This window comes from Nocardioides sp. HDW12B, assembly GCF_011299595.1.
In the GTDB taxonomy this organism is placed as follows: domain Bacteria; phylum Actinomycetota; class Actinomycetes; order Propionibacteriales; family Nocardioidaceae; genus Marmoricola_A.
Genome location: NZ_CP049867.1, coordinates 2,011,705 through 2,030,294 on the forward strand (window position 1 = coordinate 2,011,705; position 18,590 = coordinate 2,030,294).

19 protein-coding genes and 1 tRNA gene are annotated in these 18,590 nt (G+C 73.6%); all 20 read right to left on the reverse strand.

Translation table 11 applies throughout. The annotated features are described in order from the left end of the window. Nucleotides 1-131: 131 nt before the first annotated feature. On the reverse strand, nt 132-338 hold the full coding sequence (locus G7072_RS09420) for a DUF4262 domain-containing protein (RefSeq protein ID WP_166085737.1): 207 nt from the start codon (nt 336-338) through the stop codon (nt 132-134). Continuing rightward, on the reverse strand, nt 335-577 hold the full coding sequence (locus G7072_RS09425; RefSeq protein ID WP_166085740.1) for a hypothetical protein: 243 nt from the start codon (nt 575-577) through the stop codon (nt 335-337). The genes G7072_RS09420 and G7072_RS09425 overlap by 4 nt, the downstream gene beginning before the upstream one ends. Before the next feature lie 111 nt (nt 578-688). Further along, nucleotides 689-762, reverse strand: a tRNA-Pro gene (locus G7072_RS09430). 77 nt (nt 763-839) lie between these two features. After that, nucleotides 840-1,649, reverse strand: a complete 810-nt coding sequence (locus G7072_RS09435) for an SDR family oxidoreductase (protein ID WP_166085743.1) — start codon at nt 1,647-1,649, stop codon at nt 840-842. 18 nt (nt 1,650-1,667) lie between these two features. Then, nucleotides 1,668-2,915: a hypothetical protein gene (locus G7072_RS09440; protein ID WP_166085745.1), complete on the reverse strand. Its 1,248-nt coding sequence runs from the start codon at nt 2,913-2,915 to the stop codon at nt 1,668-1,670. 60 nt (nt 2,916-2,975) lie between these two features. After that, a complete protein-coding gene (gene der / locus G7072_RS09445; RefSeq protein WP_166085747.1) occupies nt 2,976-4,334 on the reverse strand; it encodes a ribosome biogenesis GTPase Der in 1,359 nt (452 codons plus the stop codon). Further along, entirely contained in the window at nt 4,331-5,047 is a 717-nt protein-coding gene (gene cmk, locus G7072_RS09450; protein WP_240917231.1) for a (d)CMP kinase, read from the reverse strand. Before cmk ends, der begins: the two co-directional genes overlap by 4 nt. A gap of 122 nt (nt 5,048-5,169) precedes the next feature. Beyond that, the gene (locus tag G7072_RS09455) at nt 5,170-6,258 is read right to left on the reverse strand and encodes a prephenate dehydrogenase (RefSeq protein ID WP_166085749.1); all 1,089 of its coding nucleotides are present in this window, start codon (nt 6,256-6,258) and stop codon (nt 5,170-5,172) included. After that, entirely contained in the window at nt 6,255-6,647 is a 393-nt protein-coding gene (gene aroH, locus G7072_RS09460) for a chorismate mutase (RefSeq protein WP_166085752.1), read from the reverse strand. Before aroH ends, G7072_RS09455 begins: the two co-directional genes overlap by 4 nt. A gap of 26 nt (nt 6,648-6,673) precedes the next feature. Beyond that, nucleotides 6,674-7,444, reverse strand: a complete 771-nt coding sequence (locus G7072_RS09465; protein WP_166085754.1) for a pseudouridine synthase — start codon at nt 7,442-7,444, stop codon at nt 6,674-6,676. Next, a complete protein-coding gene (scpB, locus tag G7072_RS09470; RefSeq protein ID WP_240917232.1) occupies nt 7,441-8,226 on the reverse strand; it encodes an SMC-Scp complex subunit ScpB in 786 nt (261 codons plus the stop codon). The genes G7072_RS09465 and scpB overlap by 4 nt, the downstream gene beginning before the upstream one ends. Next, nucleotides 8,223-9,158: a segregation/condensation protein A gene (locus G7072_RS09475; protein WP_166085756.1), complete on the reverse strand. Its 936-nt coding sequence runs from the start codon at nt 9,156-9,158 to the stop codon at nt 8,223-8,225. Before G7072_RS09475 ends, scpB begins: the two co-directional genes overlap by 4 nt. Before the next feature lie 7 nt (nt 9,159-9,165). Beyond that, a complete protein-coding gene (locus G7072_RS09480; RefSeq protein WP_166085758.1) occupies nt 9,166-9,522 on the reverse strand; it encodes a hypothetical protein in 357 nt (118 codons plus the stop codon). Continuing rightward, nucleotides 9,507-10,361, reverse strand: a complete 855-nt coding sequence (locus G7072_RS09485) for an AAA family ATPase (RefSeq protein WP_240917273.1) — start codon at nt 10,359-10,361, stop codon at nt 9,507-9,509. Before G7072_RS09485 ends, G7072_RS09480 begins: the two co-directional genes overlap by 16 nt. Nucleotides 10,362-10,686: 325 nt before the next feature. Then, nucleotides 10,687-11,595: a site-specific tyrosine recombinase XerD gene (gene xerD / locus G7072_RS09490; RefSeq protein WP_206063431.1), complete on the reverse strand. Its 909-nt coding sequence runs from the start codon at nt 11,593-11,595 to the stop codon at nt 10,687-10,689. Between the two features lie 89 nt (nt 11,596-11,684). Then, nucleotides 11,685-12,287: an NUDIX hydrolase gene (locus tag G7072_RS09495; protein WP_166085760.1), complete on the reverse strand. Its 603-nt coding sequence runs from the start codon at nt 12,285-12,287 to the stop codon at nt 11,685-11,687. 77 nt (nt 12,288-12,364) lie between these two features. Next, nucleotides 12,365-14,488 (reverse strand): M14 family zinc carboxypeptidase, encoded by a 2,124-nt coding sequence (locus tag G7072_RS09500; RefSeq protein ID WP_166085762.1) that lies wholly within the window; start codon nt 14,486-14,488, stop codon nt 12,365-12,367. A 63-nt stretch (nt 14,489-14,551) separates the two neighbouring features. Beyond that, nucleotides 14,552-16,270, reverse strand: coding sequence for a CTP synthase (locus G7072_RS09505; RefSeq protein WP_166085764.1), 1,719 nt, complete (start codon nt 16,268-16,270; stop codon nt 14,552-14,554). Between the two features lie 125 nt (nt 16,271-16,395). Next, nucleotides 16,396-17,346: a copper transporter gene (locus G7072_RS09510; protein ID WP_166085766.1), complete on the reverse strand. Its 951-nt coding sequence runs from the start codon at nt 17,344-17,346 to the stop codon at nt 16,396-16,398. Continuing rightward, the gene (gene steA / locus G7072_RS09515; RefSeq protein WP_166085769.1) at nt 17,343-18,578 is read right to left on the reverse strand and encodes a putative cytokinetic ring protein SteA; all 1,236 of its coding nucleotides are present in this window, start codon (nt 18,576-18,578) and stop codon (nt 17,343-17,345) included. Before steA ends, G7072_RS09510 begins: the two co-directional genes overlap by 4 nt. Nucleotides 18,579-18,590 lie beyond the last annotated feature (12 nt).

Consider the following 18,590-nt stretch of genomic DNA (forward strand, 5'->3'; position numbering starts at 1 on the left):
AGAACCCTTCTCTCAGGCGTAATCTAATGGCACTGAGTGCCTCGTAGCGACGCTGATTCCGCGCAGATTTCGCGCAGATTCGGGAGCACCGCGCAGATCTGACGCAGATTCACGAGACCCTCGACGCCCGTTCAGACGGGGAACGTCGGCTGCGTCAGGGTGAAGCCCGGCTCCCCCGGGAAGCGGCCCTCGGGGTCCGGCCACAGCACCTGCAGAGCCGTCACCTCGTCACCGAAGAAGCGGAGCGCCATGTTCATCTGCGCGTCCTCGGGGTCGGCTCGGATGATGCGTGCGGGGAAGCCGCGGAAGAGGCCGTCGAGGGTCAGCGCGTTGATCACTGGGGGGACAGCCAGTGGTCCTCGAAGTACTGGGTGAGGGTCAGCTGCCCGGCGCGCGGGTCGACCCAGGTGCCGCGACGGACACGAGCCTCCTGCTCCTCGGCGGCGTGCTTCGCCTCCCGCTTGCTCGTGAAGCGGACGGACTTCCCGTCCTCGCCACGCACCGACTGCGTGCGCCCAGCGGCGTCCAGGTAGCGGCCCAGGTAGTGCTTCGCTCCGGTCTTAGCTGCGTAGGCCATGTGCTGATGCTCCTCACGGAATCTAGGACCTTCGCGCAGATCCACGCAGATTGCGTGATCTGAGCGAGCCATCCGTGCGAGCAAAACACTGTCTGACCTGCTGTTTCTCGGTCGGGCTGACAGGATTTGAACCTGCGACCCCTTGACCCCCAGTCAAGTGCGCTACCAAGCTGCGCCACAGCCCGTGGCACCCGTCGGGGATCGCCCGACGAGCCGTGGGAGACGATATCGCACCACCCGCCACAGTCCGAATCGAGGTGGGCTACCGAGTCGCCGGGTGCACCCGGGTCAGCAGCTCGACCAGCACACGACGCGGCGCGACCTGCGACATGCGGGCGCCGACGCGGTTCGCCAGCCCGGGGATCGCGGAGAGACGGCCCTTGTCGAGCGCCTCGACGCCGCACGCCGCCACCTCCTCCGGCGAGACCCACATCACCTTCGGCAGGGCGCTGTCGAAGTCGCCCTCGGCGAAGCCGGCGCGCTCCCCGAAGCCGGTCGCCACCGGTCCCGGGCACAGGCAGGTCGCCGTCACCCCGGTGCCCTTGAGCTCCCCGGCCAACGACTGCGAGTAGGACAGCACGAACGCCTTCCCGGCGCCGTAGCCGGCCTGGCCGGGCAGCGGCTGGAACGCCGCCGTCGAGGCCACGTTGAGCACTCCCCCGCGCCCGCGCGCCACCATGCCGGGCACGAAGCGGGTGCACAGGTCGAGCACCGCGACGACGTCGACCTCCACCATCGCCATCTCGTCGACCGGGTCCGCCTCGGCCACCCGCCCGAGGGTGGAGAAGCCGGCGTTGTTGACGAGCACGTCGACGTCGACCCCCAGCGCGGTCACCCGGTCGAGCAGCTCCGCGCGCGCCGTGCGGTCCCCGAGGTCGGCCGGTACGACGTACGCCGTGCCGCCCTCGGAGCGGATCCCGTCGGCCACCGCCTCAAGCCGGTCCTCCGAGCGCGCGACCAGCACCACCTGGTGACCGCGGCTGGCCAGGTTGCGGGCGATCTCCACCCCGATGCCGGAGGAGGCTCCGGTGACGAGGCAGGCACGGTCGGGTCCGGGTGCGGGCAGGCTCATGCCCGCACCCTAGGGCCCTCAGGCGCCCCCGGCGGTGTCCAGCTCGTTCCGGGCCCGCGTGTGCCGCCGCACGGCGTCGGCGGAGCGCTGACCGAGCGAGGACCCGGGGGCGGCGTACCGCAGCGCCTGGGCGGCGTCACGCAGCGCCCTCGCCAGGCCGTCAGCCATCTCGGTGGCACTCGCGCGCGCCTCGGCCTCCACCACCACGACCAGCGGGTCGCCGAGGTCGACGGCCTCCAGCGCACGTCGGCGGAGGTCGGTCGCCGGGTGGTCGTCGTCCACGCGGTGGCCGTCCTCGACGGAGGCCCGGCGCCGGCTCGCCAGCGACTCCGCCGGGACGGCCGCGACGGCGGTGCGCAGGCTGGTGGTGAGGTCCTCGTGGCCGGACAGGCCACGGGTGAGCGCAGTCTCCCAGGTGGCGGCGCCGAGGCCCAGGTCCCACACCTCGTAGACGGCGACCCCACCCGCAACCCGGGCCGCCACCCGGTCGGCGAGAAGCTCTCCGCGTGCCGTGACCGGCGCCTGCAGGCGCAGCAGCGACCGGGTCCACAGCACGACCACCACCCGCAGCGGGGCCAGCAGGACCGCGCTCACGGTCGTCACGAAGCGGCGGGCGTCATCGGCGCCGGCCGCACGTCGCGGAGGCTCCCCGCCCGCGATGAGCCGCCACTCCTCGAGCGTGGCCTCGGCTCTCGCCGTCACCCGCCCCAGCCGGAGTTCGGGCCGCACCAGGTGCGCCATCTCGTGCGCCACCAGCGCCACCCGCCCCTGCTCGGACAGTCCCGCCCACGCCACCGCGCCCACGGACAGGACGGGCCGACGGGACGGACCGGAGCGGTGGACGCCCGCCCCGAGCGCCGGGGCCAGCTCGAGCCGGTGCAGCGGTGGGGCACCGACCTGGGCGCCGACGCGGCCCAGCACGGCGAAGGTGGCCGGGGCCTCCGGAGCGGTCAGGGTCGCCGACGGGTCGAGCCTGCGGGAGCGACGGGGCCAGGACCCCACCGCCACGAGAAGCAGCGCGACCGCGAGGAGCACCGCCAGAGGTCCGCCTCCGGAGGCCAGCACCCAGCCGGCTGCGGCCAGGGCGACCGGCGACGCCAGGAGCGCGGGCGCGGCGACCAGCCCGACGGCCGCCATGCGCCCCCAGGGTGGCTGGTCCCGCTCGTCGGTCCGGTCCGCGTGGTCCACGACCCGGCGGCAGGACGAGTCGAGCGCCGCCGTACGACGTGACGGGGCGCGACTGCCGACCCGACGGTCACCGCGCATGGGGCCATTGTGCACCCGGCGGCGGGGGCGAGCGTCGAGGCGACACACTCGTCCAGACCGTCAGCGCCGGCGCTTGTCCCGCTTCTCGCGCGGCTTGACCTCGATGTGCACCGGGGTGCCGACGAAGCCGAACTCCTCGCGCAGCCGGCGCTCCACGAAGCGGACGTAGGAGGCCTCCAGCGGGCCCGAGGTGAACAGCACGAAGGTCGGCGGCGACGTCGAGGCCTGGGTGGCGAACATGATCTTCGCCTGCTTGCCGCTGCGCACCGGGTGCGGGTGCTCGGCGACGAGACGGCCCAGGAACGCGTTGAGCTGGCCGGTCGAGATGCGTGTCTCCCAGCCCTCCAACGACTTGTCCAGCGCCGGCACCAGCCGGTCGATGTGCCAGCCGGTGCGTGCGGTGATGTTGACCCGCAGCGCCCAGGGCACCCGGACGAGGTCGCGCTCGATCTCGCGCTCGAGGTAGTAGCGGCGCTCCTCGTCGACCAGGTCCCACTTGTTGTATGCCACCAGCAGCGCCCGACCGGTCTCGGCGACCGCGGTGATGATGCGCTGGTCTTGCTCGGTCAGCGGCTGCGAGGCGTCGACGACCATGACGCACACCTCGGCGCGCTCGATGGCGGCGTTGGTGCGCAGCGAGGCGTAGTACTCGTGCCCCGAGGCCTCCTTGACCCGCTTGCGGACGCCGGCGGTGTCGATGAAGCGCCAGGTGCGCCCGCCGAGCTCGATCAGCTCGTCGACCGGGTCCACGGTGGTGCCGGCGGCGTCGTCGACGACGGCCCGCTCCTCCTTGGCCAGCCGGTTCAGCAGCGAGGACTTGCCGACGTTCGGCTTGCCGACGATCGCCACCCGGCGCGGGCCGCCCGGCGGGTCGAAGTCGGTCTCCGGCGCCGCCGGCAGCGCGGCCAGGATGGCGTCGAGCATCTCGCCCGACCCGCGACCGTGCAGCGCGGAGACGGGGAAGGGCTCCCCCAGCCCCAGGCTCCACAGCGACGCGGCCTCGGCCTCGGCGCGCTGGTCGTCGACCTTGTTGGCCGCCAGCACGACCGGCTTCCCGGCCTTGCGCAGCACCCGCACGACACCCTCGTCGGTGTCGGTGATGCCGATGGTGGCGTCGACGACGAACACCACGGCGTCGGCCACGGTGACAGCGATCTCGGCCTGGATCTTGATCTGCTCGGCCAGACCGCGGGCGTCGGGGTCCCAGCCGCCGGTGTCGACGACGGTGAACGCGCGGCCGTTCCAATGGGCGTCGTACGAGACGCGGTCACGGGTCACTCCGGGCACGTCCTGGACGACCGCCTCACGGCGGCCGATGATGCGGTTGACCAGCGTGGACTTGCCCACGTTGGGTCGTCCGACCACCGCGACCACGGGCACGCGGCCCCCGGTCGTCGGGTCGGTCTGGATCTCGGTCACGAGTGCTCCTCGACGAGGCCGACGACCAGGTCGACGACCTCGTCCAACGTCAGGTGGGTGGTGTCGACGGCGAGTGCGCCGTCGGCCTGGACCAGCGGCGCGGTCACGCGGCCCGAGTCGATGGTGTCGCGCTCCAGCAGCTGCGCCTGGGTGCTCGTCACGTCACCGAGGTGCGCGTGCTCGGCCGTACGCCGCTGCGCGCGCGCCGAGGCGTCCGCCGAGAGGTAGAGCTTTACCTCGGCCGTGGGCCACACGACCGAGCCGATGTCGCGTCCCTCGACGACGATGCCGACGCCGTCGCCCGCGCCGATGATCTCGCGCTGAAGGCCCAGCAGGCGGGTGCGGACCTCCGCGACGGTGCTGACCGGACTCACGGCGCCGGTCACCTCGGTGGTGCGGATCGCCACCGAGGCGTCCTCGCCGTCGACGGTGATGGTCGGGTCGGCCGGGTCGGTGCCCGACTCGATGACCGGCGTGCCGGCGTGCGACGCCACGGCGTCGGCGTCGTGGACGTCCACGCCGTGCTGCAGCATCCACCAGGTCATCGCGCGGAACTGGGCGCCGGTGTCGAGGTAGCGCAGCCCGAGCCGGGAGGCGACCGCCCGCGAGGTGCTCGACTTGCCCGAGCCCGAGGTGCCGTCGACGGCCACCACCACCGGGGACGGGGCGTCGGTGGCGGGTCGGTCGCTCGGTCGGTCGGTCGGGCCGGGCACGGCGGTCTCCTCGGGGTGGCGGGACAGGGACGACAGGGACGACGGCCAGGACGGCGACGTCACGGTCGGACATGAACATCGCCCCGACGGGTCGTGGGGCGAAACCTCGATTCTACCTGGCTCTAGCCGTGCCCTGCCCACCCGCGATCGGCCAGCGCCGACAGCAGGTGGTCGGCCTCCGCCACGGCCACCCGCAGCTCCACCAGACCGGTGGGCCGACCCGGGTCGTGGTCGATGTGGAGGTCCTCCAGGTTGACCCCGATCGCCCCGACGTCGGCCAGCAGCCGCGCCAGCTCGCCCGGGTGGTCCGGCACGACGACGAAGACGCCGGTCTCCTCGACCGGCGGGCCACCGTGCTTGCCGGGGATGGCGGCGGTGCCGTCGACCCCGCGCCCCAGGATAGCGGCCAGGGCGGGGCGCTCGGCGTCCTCGAGGGCGGCCACGAGCCGGTCGAGCTGGTCGCCCACCTCACGCAGCAGGCCCACCACGGGGGCCGCGTTGGCCGACAGGATCTGCTGCCACAACCCGGGATCCCCGGCTGCCACGCGCGTGACGTCACGGACCCCCTGGCCCGACAGCGACAGGTGGGTCGCCGGCGCGTCGGCGAGGGCGCCCGCCATCAGGGAGGCCACCACGTGGGGCACGTGGGAGGTGCGCGCCACCGCGTCGTCGTGCTCCTGCGGGGTGAAGAAGAACGGGGTGGCGCCGCACAGCTCCGCCAGCCCGACCACCGCCCGCTGGGCCTCCGGCGTCGAGGTCTCGTGGCTGGTCACCGCCCACGGCCGGCCCTCGAAGAGCCGGGCCGAGGCCGCCAGCGGTCCCGAGCGCTCGCTGCCGGCCAGCGGGTGCGAGCCGACGTAGCGGGACAGCTCTTCAGCCGACACCCGCGCCCGGACCGCGGCCAGCGGCGCCGCCTTCACGCTCCCGACGTCGGTGACCACGGCGTCGGTGGTCTCCAGGGCGTCCGCCACGGCGTCGGCCAGGTGGTCCGGGGGCACGGCGACCACGACGAGGGCGGGGCGCGCTCCTTCCGGCACCGGCGACCCGGCCCCCAGGCCGGTGGCGGTCCGCACGTGCTCGTACTGGAGGTCGCGCAGCCACACCTCCACGCCGCGCCCGCTCAGGGCCAGTCCCACGGAGGTGCCCAGCAGGCCGGCGCCCACCACGAGGACCGGCCCGGCCGACGGCGTCGTGGGAGCCGGTGCGCTCACGCGTCGTCCTCGTCGGGGACCTCGCGCACGCGGGTGAGGTCGCGCCGCAGCCGGGCGGCTCCGTGGAGGTAGACGTGGGTGATCTCGGCGCGCGACAGGTGCGTCTCGACGTGCGCCATCATCCGCACCACGCGCGGCATCGAGCCCTCGATCTCGAGCTCGCGCGCGCACATCAGCGGCACGTCGTCGAAGCCGAGCCGGCGGGCGGCGTACGCCGGGAACTCGGCGTTGAGGTCCTCGGTCGCGGTGAAGAAGATCGAGATGAAGTCGTCGACGGTCAGGTCGTTCGACCTCATCACGTCGAGCACCATCTCGGCCACCCGCTCGAGCATGTGCTCGCGGGTGTCCTCGTCGAGCTGGGTGGCCCCACGGACCGCTCTCACGCGCATGCGCCCACCCTAGTCAGAGGCGACACTCAGAGCTTGGCCGCGTCCAGCAGGGTGCCGAGCTCGTCGCGGGTCAGCTCGCGCAGCTCGCCGGCACCCAGCCCACGCACGTGCACCGGACCGACGCGGGTGCGCGTCAGCCGGGTGACGGGGTGACCCACCTCGTCGAGCAGGCGACGCACGATCCGGTTGCGGCCCTCGTGGATCGTCAGCTCCACGATCGAGCGGTCCTTCGTCGACGAGAGCACCTTGCACGCCGACACCTCGACCGGCCCGTCGTCGAGGGTGACGCCCTCGCGCAGGCGGCGCACCGTCGCCTTCTCGACGACACCGGTGACCTCGGCGACGTACGTCTTGTCCAGCTCGTACGACGGGTGGGCGACACGTTGGGCGAAGTCGCCGTCGTTGGTCAGCAGGATGAGGCCCTCGGTGTCGGTGTCGAGGCGCCCGACGTGGAACAGCCGCTCGGGCCGGTCGGCCACCAGCTCGCCCAGCGAGCGGCGGCCCTCCGGGTCCGACATCGTCGAGACCACGCCGCGGGGCTTGTTGAGCGCGAGGTAGACGTGCGCCGAGACCGGCGGCAGCCGCTTGCCGTCGACACGCACCACGGCGACCGCAGGGTCCACCTTCGTGCCCAGCCTGGTCACGACCTCGCCGTCGACCTCGACGAGGCCGGCCAGCATCAGCTCCTCGCACTTGCGCCGGCTGGCGACGCCGGAGGCCGCGAGCAGCTTCTGCAGGCGGACCAGGCCGTCGTCGTCGGTCGGGATCGCCGCGCGTGGGTCGGAGGGCTCCGTCATGGCGGCGGGGGGCCGACCAGCTCGGGGTCGGTGACCGAGCTGACGTCGTCGGGCACGGACAGCGACACCACGGGGTCGGGCCCGTCCATGGCGTCCATGTCGTCCATGTCCTCGAGGTCGGGCAGGAACGGTGCCAGGTCGGGCAGCTCGCCGAGGTCGGTGATGCCCAGCCGCTCGAGGAAGTAGCTCGTGGTGCCGTAGAGCACGGCGGTGGTCTCGGAGTCCTGACCGGTCTCCTCCACCAGGCCGCGCGTGACCAGCGTCCGCATGACGCCGTCGACGTTGACCCCGCGCACGGCGGACACCCGGGCCCGGCTGACCGGCTGCTTGTAGGCGACCACGGCCAGGGTCTCCAGCGCTGCCTGGGTCAGGCGCGCCTGCTGGCCGTCACGGACGTAGCGCTCCACGACGGGCGCGAACTCGTCACGCGTGTAGTAGCGCCACCCCCCGGCCACGCACCGCAGGTCGAAGCCGCGCCCCTGCTCGGCGTACTCCTCGGTGAGCGCGGTCAGCGCCGCCGCGACGTCGTCGGCGGGGTGGCCGACCGCGGAGGCCAGCGTGAGGTGGTCCATCGGCTGGTCGGCGACCATGAGCAGCGCCTCGAGCGCGGGCCGCAGCTCGGCCAGGGGCACGGCGAGCGTCTCCTCGGCGAGGGCCTCCTCCGGGTGCGTGTCGCCGACCGAGACTGGGGCCTCGACCGGGGCCTCGACCGGGGCCTCGACCGGGGCCTGGTCGTCGGTCGGGTCCTGCTGCTGAGCCTGCTCGGGGATCTGGTCGTTCACGTCTCGTCCTCCTCGGTCGGGGTCCCGGCCTGGTCCTGCGGCAGCTCGCCCGGGGCGTCGGCCGGGGCGTCGTCCGGTGCGTCGTCCTCGTCGAACTCGTCGCTGATCTCGACGTCCGCCTCGTCCTCGGCGGTCCACCGGACCGTGAGCTCTCCGAGCGGCGTCACCTGGTCGAAGGCCACCGCCCCCTCGCGGAACAGCTCCAGCAGGGAGAGGAACCGCGCCACCTTCGTCAGCGTGTCGGGGGCGTCCCCGCACAGCGCGCGGAAGGTCATCGTGCCCTGCCGGCGCAGCCGGTCCATCACCAGGGCGCCCTGCTCCCGGACGCTGACCTGGGGGGCATGCAGGTGGGCGAAGGAGACCTCGGGCACCGGCTTGGGCGTCATCGCGGTGGCGGCGAGGGAGGCGAACTCCTCCAGCCCGAGGCCGATGAGCACCTCGGGCAGCAGCGTCGCGTAGCGCTCCTCGAGCCCGACCGCGCGCGGGAACCGCTTGGCCTCCTGCGCCAGCCGGTCCTCGAAGACGGCGGCGACGTCCTTGAAGGCGCGGTACTGCAGGAGCCGGGCGAAGAGCAGGTCGCGGGCCTCCAGCAGCGCGAGGTCCTCCTCGTCCTCGACCTCGGACTTCGGCAGCAGCCGGGAGGCCTTGAGGTCGAGCAGGGTCGCGGCGACCACCAGGAACGACGACGTCTGCTCGAGGTCCCACACGCCGCCGAGCGCCTTCACGTGGGCGATGAACTCGTCGGTCACGCGCGAGAGCGACACCTCGGTGACGTCCAGCTTGTGCTTGGAGATCAGGCTCAGCAGCAGGTCGAAGGGTCCCTCGAAGTTGTCGAGGTGGAGCAGGAACGGCTCCGGCCCCGTCGACGCCACGGCGTCGGCGGGGTGGACCGGACCGGCGTCCTCCCGGGCCGCCTCGTCGACGAGCGTCATCGCCGCCTCACGACCGGCGCAGCCGCTGCACCAGCTGGCTGTCCTCGCCGTGCTCGTCGAGGTCGGCCAGAGCGAGGGCGACGGCGGCCCGCACGATGCGGCCTCGGTCGACGGCGAGCGCGTGGTGGCGCCGCATCTCCAACCGGGCGTGCTCGATGTCGAGCAGCTCGTCGGAGGTGACGTAGACCGTCATCTTCTCGTCGTGCTTGACCCGCCCGCTGGCGGCGCGGGCGGGCTTCTCGGCCGGCGCCGGGGAGGCCAGCTCGACCACCGACGCCTCGGCGGGCGCGGGGGCCTCGGCGAGCGGCGGCGGGACGGCGGTCGGGCGGAAGAGGTCGTCGGGGACGGTCACACGTCGAGGCACCGCGCCATCACCTCCCGCGCCAGGGTGCGGTACGCCGTGGCGCCGGGGCTGGCGTCGGCGAAGCTCGTGATGGGCTCGCCGGCGACCGTGGAGTCGGAGAATTTCACGGTGCGCTTGATGACGGTGTGGAAGACGTCGTCGCCCCAGGCCTGGACCAGCCGCTCCATGACCTCGCGGCTGTGCAGGGTGCGGCCGTCGTACATCGTGCCGAGCACGCCGTCGATGTTCAGGCGCGGGTTGAGCCGCTCCTTGACCTTGTCGATGGTGTTCTTCAGCAGCGCCACGCCGCGCAGCGCGAAGTACTCGCACTCCAGCGGCACGATGACGCCGTCGGCGGCGGTGAGGGCGTTGACCGTCAGCAGGCCGAGCGACGGCTGGCAGTCGATGAGGATGACGTCGTAGGTGTTCACCGCGTCCTGCAGCACCCGCGACAGGGTCTGCTCGCGGGCGACCTCCTGGACCAGCTGCACCTCGGCGGCCGAGAGGTCGATGTTGGAGGGCAGCAGGTCCATGCCCGGCACGTCGGTCTCGACGATGACGTCGTCGACGGTGACGTCGCGCTGCATGAGGAGGTTGTAGACCGACAGCTCCATGTCGTGCGGGTTCATGCCCAGGCCCACCGACAGCGACCCCTGCGGGTCGAAGTCGACGAGCAGCACCTTGCGCCCGAGCTCGGCCAGGGAGGCGCCCAGGTTGATGGTCGTCGTGGTCTTGCCGACGCCACCCTTCTGGTTGCACATCGCGATGATGCGCGCGTTGCCGTGGATGCCGATGACCCGCGGCTCCGGCAGCGCGGGCCAGGGGCGCCCGGTCGGGCCGGGCTCGCCGACGGCCGGCATGTCGAGCTCGCGGAAGCCGGCGTGCACCGCGGGCAGCGGCTCGGGGGCCGCCTCGCGCTGGCGGAACGGCAGCGGTGCCGACGGCGCCGACCCGGCGGTGTCCTCGACCCGAGGCGGTGTCGGGGGCCGCATCAACGGAGGCATCTCCGTCGCGCTGGAGCCGTAGGAACCTGAGCCGAAGTCGTTCACGGTGCTCTCCTCGAGGTGCGTGGGGCCGACCCCCAATTCACCAGGCACGGGCACCGCGGGACCGCAGGCGCGCCGGTGTCGTCGGTGATTTGTCGACTTTTCCGCGGTCCGGCGTCGCGCCGGCCCTGCGACCGGCTCAGCCGGCGTCGCGCGCCCGCGGGTGCGCGGTCGCGTAGACCTCGCGCAGCGAGTCCACCGTCACCAGCGTGTAGACCTGGGTGGTCGTGACCGAGGCGTGCCCGAGGAGCTCCTGGACCACGCGGACGTCGGCCCCGCCCTCGAGCAGGTGGGTGGCGAAGGAGTGGCGCAGCGTGTGGGGCGAGACCTCCGCGGTGACACCGGCCAGCTCGGCCGAGCGACCGAGGATGGCCCAGGCGCTCTGCCGCGACAGCCGCCCGCCGCGCGAGTTGAGGAACATGGCGGCGCGGGCCGGTCCGCCGGTCACCAGCGTGGGCCGCGAGCGCGTCAGGTAGGCGCCGAGGGCCTCGGCGGCGAGGGTGCCGAAGGGCACGAGCCGCTCCTTGCTGCCCTTGCCGCGCAGCAGCACCGTGCGGGTGTCGAGGTCGACGTCGTCCACGTCGAGCCCGACCGCCTCGGAGATGCGCGCGCCGCAGCCGTAGAGCAGCTCCAGCAGGGCCCGGTCACGCAGCGCGAGGGCGGTGCCGGCGGCGCCGGCCGCCTCGAGGATCCGCTCGATGTCCGAGAGTGGCAGCGCCTTGGGCAGGCGCTTGGCCGGCGCCGGGGGACGCACGGCGGCGGCGGGGTCCACGGTGGTGAGACCGTCACGGACGGCGAAGCGGTGGAAGCCGCGCACCGCCACGACCGCGCGCCCGGCGCTGGAGGCGGACAGCGGCGGGTGGTCGGCGTCGCCCTCGCGCAGGCGCATGAGGAAGCCGGTGACGGTCTGCTCCCCGACCCCGGCGAGGTCGTCGACGCCGAGCCCGGCGAGGTAGGAGGCGTAGCGGCGCAGGTCCCGGCGGTACGACGTCAGCGTGTTGGCCGCCAGCCCGCGCTCGACGCTCAGGTGGTCGAGGTAGGTCCGCACCGCACGCTGCACCGCGGTCAGCCGGAGCGGCGCGGCCGGCGGTGCGGTGGCTGTCGTGGCCGCCGGGGCCGAGGGGGCCGTCGTGGTGCTCACGACCGGCTCCGGCTGCCGCGGGTCAGCTCGTAGGTCAGCACCGCGAGCGCCAGGGGGCCGTCGGTCAGCCGTCGCGCCAGCACGCCCTCGACGAGCTCGGCCATCGGCACCCAGTGGGTGGTCATGTCGGCCTCCTCGTGGGCCGGCTCGAAGCCGCCGCGGTCCTCGACGGCGCGGAGGCCGCGGGCCAGGTAGACCTCGATCCGCTCGGCGCTCAGCCCGGGCGAGGGGTAGAGCGTGTTGAGCGGCGTCCACTCCTCGGCCTCGAGCTGGGCCTCCTCGAGCAGCTCGCGGCGCGCCGCCACCACCGGATCCTCGCCGGGGACGTCGAGCAGGCCCGCCGGCAGCTCGACGAACCTCAGGTTCGACGGGTGGCGGTACTGCCGCAGCACCATGACCTGCTCGTCGTCGTCGACGGCGAGGACCACCACCGCCCCGGGGTGCTCGACGACCACCCGCCCGAACACCTCGTCGGGGTGCCCCGGGCGGCTGATCTCGTCACGGCGTACGGCGAAGGGCGCGGCCCCGCGCCAGACGTCCGTCGAGGCGTGGACGGGCCAGTGCTCGGGCTCGTCGGTCCAGGTCGGGGTGCTCTCCACCCGCTCACCCTGCCACCCGGGCGTGTCGGGACCGCGGCACCACACCGCGGGCCCGACACGTTATGTCAGTCCGCCCGTCAGAACCTGCGGGCGCACGCCCCGAGGTCGACCCGGGAGATCCCGCCCCGGTCCACGCGCACCTGGAGGGTCTGGAGCACCCGCCCCCGCTTCTCGCAGGTCAGGGTCCACCGCTCGATCGTGCCGGGCACGGTCTGCGTCCCGGTCACGCGCTGGTCGAGCACGTCCGCGGTGAGCGTGTACTCGGGCGTGACCGAGGCGAAGTTGGTCACCCGCAGGACGTAGTCGCCGGCGACGGGGTCGGTCACCTCCGCCTGCTCCTTCTCCCCCGGCGCGTTGCCCGAGGTCGCGACCTCCACGAGCTGGTCGCCCTGCCGGCGGTAGACCTCGAGGTCGAGGTCGTCCGGGGTCGGCCACTCGAGCGTCACCTCGAGGCTGTCCGCGCCCGCCGCGACGTCCTCGGCGGTGAGGGTGAACGCGTGGTCCACGGACTCGTTCGGGGGGATCGCACCGCCGTCGTAGGTCTGGCTGCGCGTCGTGAACTCCTCGACCGTCTCGACCGTGCGGGGCTCGGAGACCGGGCGGGTCGACGGGTTCACGTGCCAGGTGAAGCGCCCGCCGCGCGAGGAGTAGACCGACTCCAGGTGGTCGCGGACCGAGCCCTCCCAGGTCGGGGTCCGGAAGGTCTTCTCCACGCGCAGCGTCGCGCCCCGGGGGGCCGAGCCGACGATGCGACCGTGCGAGGCGTTCGCGGCCGCGTGCTCCAGGGCGATCAGGTAGGCCTCACGGTTGCCCTTGCCGGCGTGCTCCCCCGCTCCGAGGTACTCGTCGATCACCTCGGGGAAGGGCGGGTGGAACTCGTCGGGGCCGATCTCGAAGGTGTAGCCGAAGCCACCGGTGGCGTTGTAGGACCAGTCCTCGGTGGTGCCGGTGGTGTCGTAGAGCTCCCAGCCGTGGATGTTGCGGTAGCCGTTCTGCGCGGTCATCCGCGCCCCGAGCCGCTTGAGCGCCTCCTCGTCGGGGGCGTCGCCGACGGGCAGCCCGTCGTGGCCGATCGTCTCGGGGTGCACGCCGTTGGGGCGCAGGACGAGGTTCGAGAACGTGTGGTTGGAGATCAGCGTGGTGACCTGCCGGCTGCTCACCAGGTCGCGCACGTTGAGGATCTCGGGCTCCGAGAACGCCTCCGGGCCGCGGTACGTCGGGTCGGCGAACGTCTCGGAGGCGCCGGGGCCGCCCCAGAAGCCGCCGTAGTTGCGGTTGAGGTCGACGCCGGTGCCGAAGCCGCCGGGGCTGCTCAGCGACGCGGCCCGGCAGGTGCCGTCCGGGGTGTCCTGACCGTCGACGACGCGGCAGTTCTTGCGCTTGTAGGCGTTGCCGGGGGTGCCCAGGATCGTGGCGGTGCCGCCGCCGTCGACCTCGCGGAGGTCGACGAGCGCGCCGTCGGTGCGCGAGAGGTCGAAGCCGTCGACGTTGACCACGGGCACGACCACCACGCGGGCGCGGTCCAGGAGGTCCGTGATCCGCGCGGACCGGCCGTAGCCCTTCACCAGGTCCACCGCGAACTCCATGGCCAGCTCGCCGGAGGGCCACTCCCGCGCGTGGTGCACGCCGAGCAGGGCGAACGTCGGGCGGCCGTCGTTCCTCGCCCTGACGTCGCCGGCGATCTCGATCGCCCGGACGGGGCGGCCGTCGAGCGAGGGCCGCTCCAGGGTGAAGGTGCGGGCCACACGGGGCCGGTCCTCGGCCAGCTCGGCCATGTCGTCGCCGTAGTCGGCCAGCGTCCGGTAGGACGTGCGCCCCGACGGCAGCGGCGAGACGTCGGTGGCGGCGGCGTACGCCGCGTTGGCGCGGTTGTTCTCCGCCTCGCGCCGCAGCAGGTCGGGGATCCGCACGTCGAAGCCGAAGCCGGCGGTCTCCAGGGCCGTCAGGTCCGCGGCGTGGTGCAGGACCACCTCGACGTAGTCGTGGCCGGCGTGCTCGGTGAGGTCCAGCCCGAGCGCCTGCAGTCGCTCCTTGTCGGCGCGGGTGGGCGTGTCCACCGTGACCAGGCGGGGGGCGAACGCCGTGCTCGTGGCCTCCGCCCGGGTCGCGCCGACGCCGCCGAGGACCGGCACGAGGGCGGCTGCGAGCGCAGCGGTGCTGAGGACGGCGAGGGCTCGCGCGTGCCGACGGTGACGGGCCATGAGGATCTCCCCGGGTCGAGGTCGTGTGGCAGCCCCAACGACGTCACCGCGAAAAGGTCACGTTCAGGACGTTTGTCCGGGCTCCTCCGGGGTACGCCGCTTGGCCGCCTCGCCCACCGGGATCTCCAGCTCGCGCTGGCGGTCGACCGCGGCGCCGATGAGCCCGGCGAACAGCGGGTGCGCACGCGTCGGGCGGGACTGCAGCTCCGGGTGGGCCTGAGTCGAGACGTAGTACGGGTGGACCTCGCGCGGCAGCTCGACGAACTCCACGAGCTTGTTCTGCGGGCCGATGCCGGAGAACACCAGCCCCGCCTCGGCGAGCCGGTCGGTGTAGGAGGCGTTGACCTCGTAGCGGTGGCGGTGGCGCTCGTGGACCGAGGTCGCCCCGTAGGTCTCGGCGACCACGCTGCCCGGTGTCAGGTCCGCCGGGTAGCGCCCCAGCCGCATCGTGCCGCCCAGGTCGCCGGCACCCTCGACGTACGCCTCCTGCTCGGCCATCGTCGCGATGACCGGCTCCGGGGAGTCGGGGTCGAACTCGGAGGACCCGGCCTTGGTCAGCCCGACGACGTTGCGGGCGTACTCGATGACCATGCACTGCAGGCCCAGGCAGATGCCCAGGGTGGGGATGCCGTGGGTGCGGGCGTAGTGCAGCGCGCCGATCTTGCCGTCGATGCCGCGCACGCCGAAGCCGCCGGGGATCAGCACGGCGTCCACCTCGGACAGGTGCCGGGCCGCGCCCTCCGGCGTCTCGCACTCGTCGGAGGGGACCCAGACGATCTTGACCCGCGCCTCGTGGGCGAAGCCGCCGGCCCGCAGCGCCTCGGCCACCGACAGGTACGCGTCGGGCAGGTCGACGTACTTGCCGACGAGGGCGACGCTGACCTCCTCGTTGGGGTGGTGCACCCGCCGCAGCAGGTCGTCCCACCGGGTCCAGTCGACGTCGCGGAACGGCAGGTTCAACCGGCGTACGACGTAGGCGTCGAGGCCCTCGGCGTGCAGCACCTTCGGGATGTCGTAGATCGACGGCGCGTCGACCGCGGCCACCACGGCCTCGGTGTCGACGTCGCACATCAGCGAGATCTTCCGCTTGATGCTGTCCGAGATCTCGCGGTCGGCGCGGCACACGATGGCGTCGGGCTGGATGCCGATCGAGCGCAGCGCGGCCACGGAGTGCTGGGTGGGCTTGGTCTTGAGCTCGCCGGACGGGCCGATGAACGGCACGAGCGACACGTGGAGGAAGAAGCAGTTGTCGCGCCCGACGTCGTGGCGGACCTGGCGGGCGGCCTCGAGGAAGGGCAGCGACTCGATGTCGCCCACGGTCCCGCCGATCTCGGTGATGACCACGTCGGCGGTCTCGCCGGACTCGTCGCCGAGGTCGGCCATCGCGCGGATCCGCGCCTTGATCTCGTTGGTGATGTGCGGGATCACCTGCACGGTGTCGCCGAGGTAGTCGCCGCGCCGCTCCTTGGCGATCACGCTCGAGTAGACCTGGCCGGTCGTGACGTTGGCGATGCCGTTGAGGTTCGTGTCGAGGAAACGCTCGTAGTGGCCGACGTCGAGGTCGGTCTCCGCGCCGTCGTCGGTGACGAACACCTCGCCGTGCTGGAACGGGTTCATCGTCCCGGGGTCCACGTTGAGATAGGGGTCGAGCTTCTGCATCGTCACCCGCAGGCCGCGGGCCTTGAGCAGACTGCCCAGCGAGGAGGCGGTGAGCCCCTTGCCGAGTGACGAGGCGACTCCGCCGGTCACGAACACGTGCTTGGTGGGCTGCGCAGCGGCCAAGGGAACTCCCGCGGGAAGATGTGCGGCGAGAAACCCTCGCCCGTCCACGGGGTTCTAGGCTAGCAACACTCGGGCCGGTCTGCGGAATCCACGCGCCAGGTCTCGGCGGTTTCTGCCGGAGCCGGTCAGCGCAGGGCGGGCCGCGGACCGTCCGGTGCACCGGCGGACCCGTAGTGTCCCGATCGCCCGGGGACGTCGGCGGACAGCGCCAGCACGCTCGTGATCCGCCCCGCGACCCGGTCGGCCGCGTCGACGGTCGAGACCGCCGTACGGGCGGCCTCGTCGGTCCGCACCCGCCCCACCAGCCCGTCGGGGGCGGCCGCTCCCACCGGACCGGCGAGCAGGACCGCGCGCGCCGTCCGGGTCGCCTCGAGCAGCAGCGTCGCCACGATGGTGCCGGCGCCGTCGCGCTCGTCGTCACCGCCGTAGGGCTCCCCCGCCACGGCCAGCAGCAGCGATCCCCGGGTGCCGGCGTCGCCGGTGGTCGTGACCAGACCGGCGGTCTCGAGGCCGGCCAGGATGCCGCGCGCAGGGGCGTCGACCGGGGTCCCCGCACGTTCGGAGGTGAGGGTGGCGCGGGCGAGCAGCCGACCGAGGCGCTCGTAGTCCCCGGCGGCGGCCGGCACCCGGACCGCGTCGCCCGCGGTCTCGGCCATCTGCCGGCCCAGCTCGCCGACGAGCTGGCGGTTGCCGACGTCGACCAGGCGCCGCTCGACACGGACCTCCCCCGTCACCCGGCCTCCGGCACGGGCCACCATGTCGGCGATCCCCGCCACGGTGCCGGCCGCGGCCCCGGGCAGCACCAGGAGCGTGACCGTGCGGTCGGCGAGCGCGCCCCGGACGAGGCGGCCGCTGACGGAGAGCGCGAAGTCGTCGGCGTACGTCGTGCCGCTCGCCAGGGCGGCGGCGCGGGAGCCGGCCGACGAGGGCTCCTCGGCGTCGTCGGAGGCGACCGGTCCGGACCCGACCTCGGCCCGGAGCGGGCCCTGGAGCGGACCCGAGCCGAGCGCGACGCCGACCGCCAGGGCCAGCAGCGCCGCGAGCAGGGTCAGGACGTGGGTGCGCAGCGAGCTCACGGGCCGGCGCTCCCGAGCCGTGTGCCGACCTGTGCGCCGAGGTCCTGAACGGCCCGGAGCAGTTCCTCGCCCCAGGCCTGGCCGACGGGGGTCGCGGCCACGGCCGCGGCGAGAGCCAGCAGGCCGACAAGCAGCACGAGCCAGATCTGCCACAGCCGCACCCGTCCGGTGTAGAGCGCGGGCACCGTCGCGGCGTCGACGACGCGGGGCCCCACCCGCAGGCGGGTCAGGAAGCTCGACGACATCCCCGTGCGCTGCTGGTCGAGGAGCTCCTCGAGCGTCGCGCGGGTGCCCACGGTGACGATGAGCGAGGCGCCCTCGTGGTCGGCGACCAGCAGGGCGACGTCCTCGGTGGTGCCGCCGGCCGACATCCGCCGCGCCCGGACGCCGAGCCCGTCGAGGCGCTCGGTGCCGATGACCCGGTTCGCCGGGTCGGCGTGCAGCAGCACCTCGCGGGCGCGCGTGAGCGCCTCGTCGGAGACCCTCCGGTGGTGGCCCGGGTCGGCGTCCGCACCCAGCCCGGCCTCGCCGACGACCAGGAGGTCGGGCACCAGCCCGCGCGCGAGCAGCGCGTCGCCGCCCGCGTCGACCCCGACGAGCACCGGTCGCTGCTCGCGGATGAACCGCCGCAGGCCGCGGAGGTCCCGCTCGTGCTCGAAGTCGCGGACCACCACGACGACGGGGCGTCGTCGCATCCGCGTGACCGTCTCGGGGAACCCGCGACCGTGCAGGAGGAGGTCCTCCTCGCGTCGCAGCAGCTCGGTGGTGTTGTGGGTGAAGCTGGCCAGCTGCGTCGTCAGGCCCCCGCGGGCGAGCTCCATGGCGGTGAGGACGTCGGCCAGGTCGAGACGGGTGCCGACGGCCACGGGCTCGCCGTCGACGAGCACGTGCCCGTCCTCGAGGCCCACGACGGTGCCGTCCCGGACGGCCGAGAGCACCTCGGGCCCGACCTCCTCGACGAGCGCCACGCCCGCGCGTGCGAGCACCTCGGCGCCGAGGCTGGGGTAGCGGCCGGAGATGAACGCCGACACGTTGACCACCGCCGCGACGCCGTGACCCAGGACCGCCTCGGCCCCGGCGCGGTCCAGGTCGAGGTGGTCCACGACCAGCACGTCCCCGGGGCGCGCGCGGCGCAGGGCGACGGTGAGGCGACGGTCGACTCGGGCCGGGCCCCGCGGACCGTCGAGGCCGGCGCGACGCGGTGCGAGGACCTGGCGTGAGGGCAGCTTCATGGCTGCCTCATC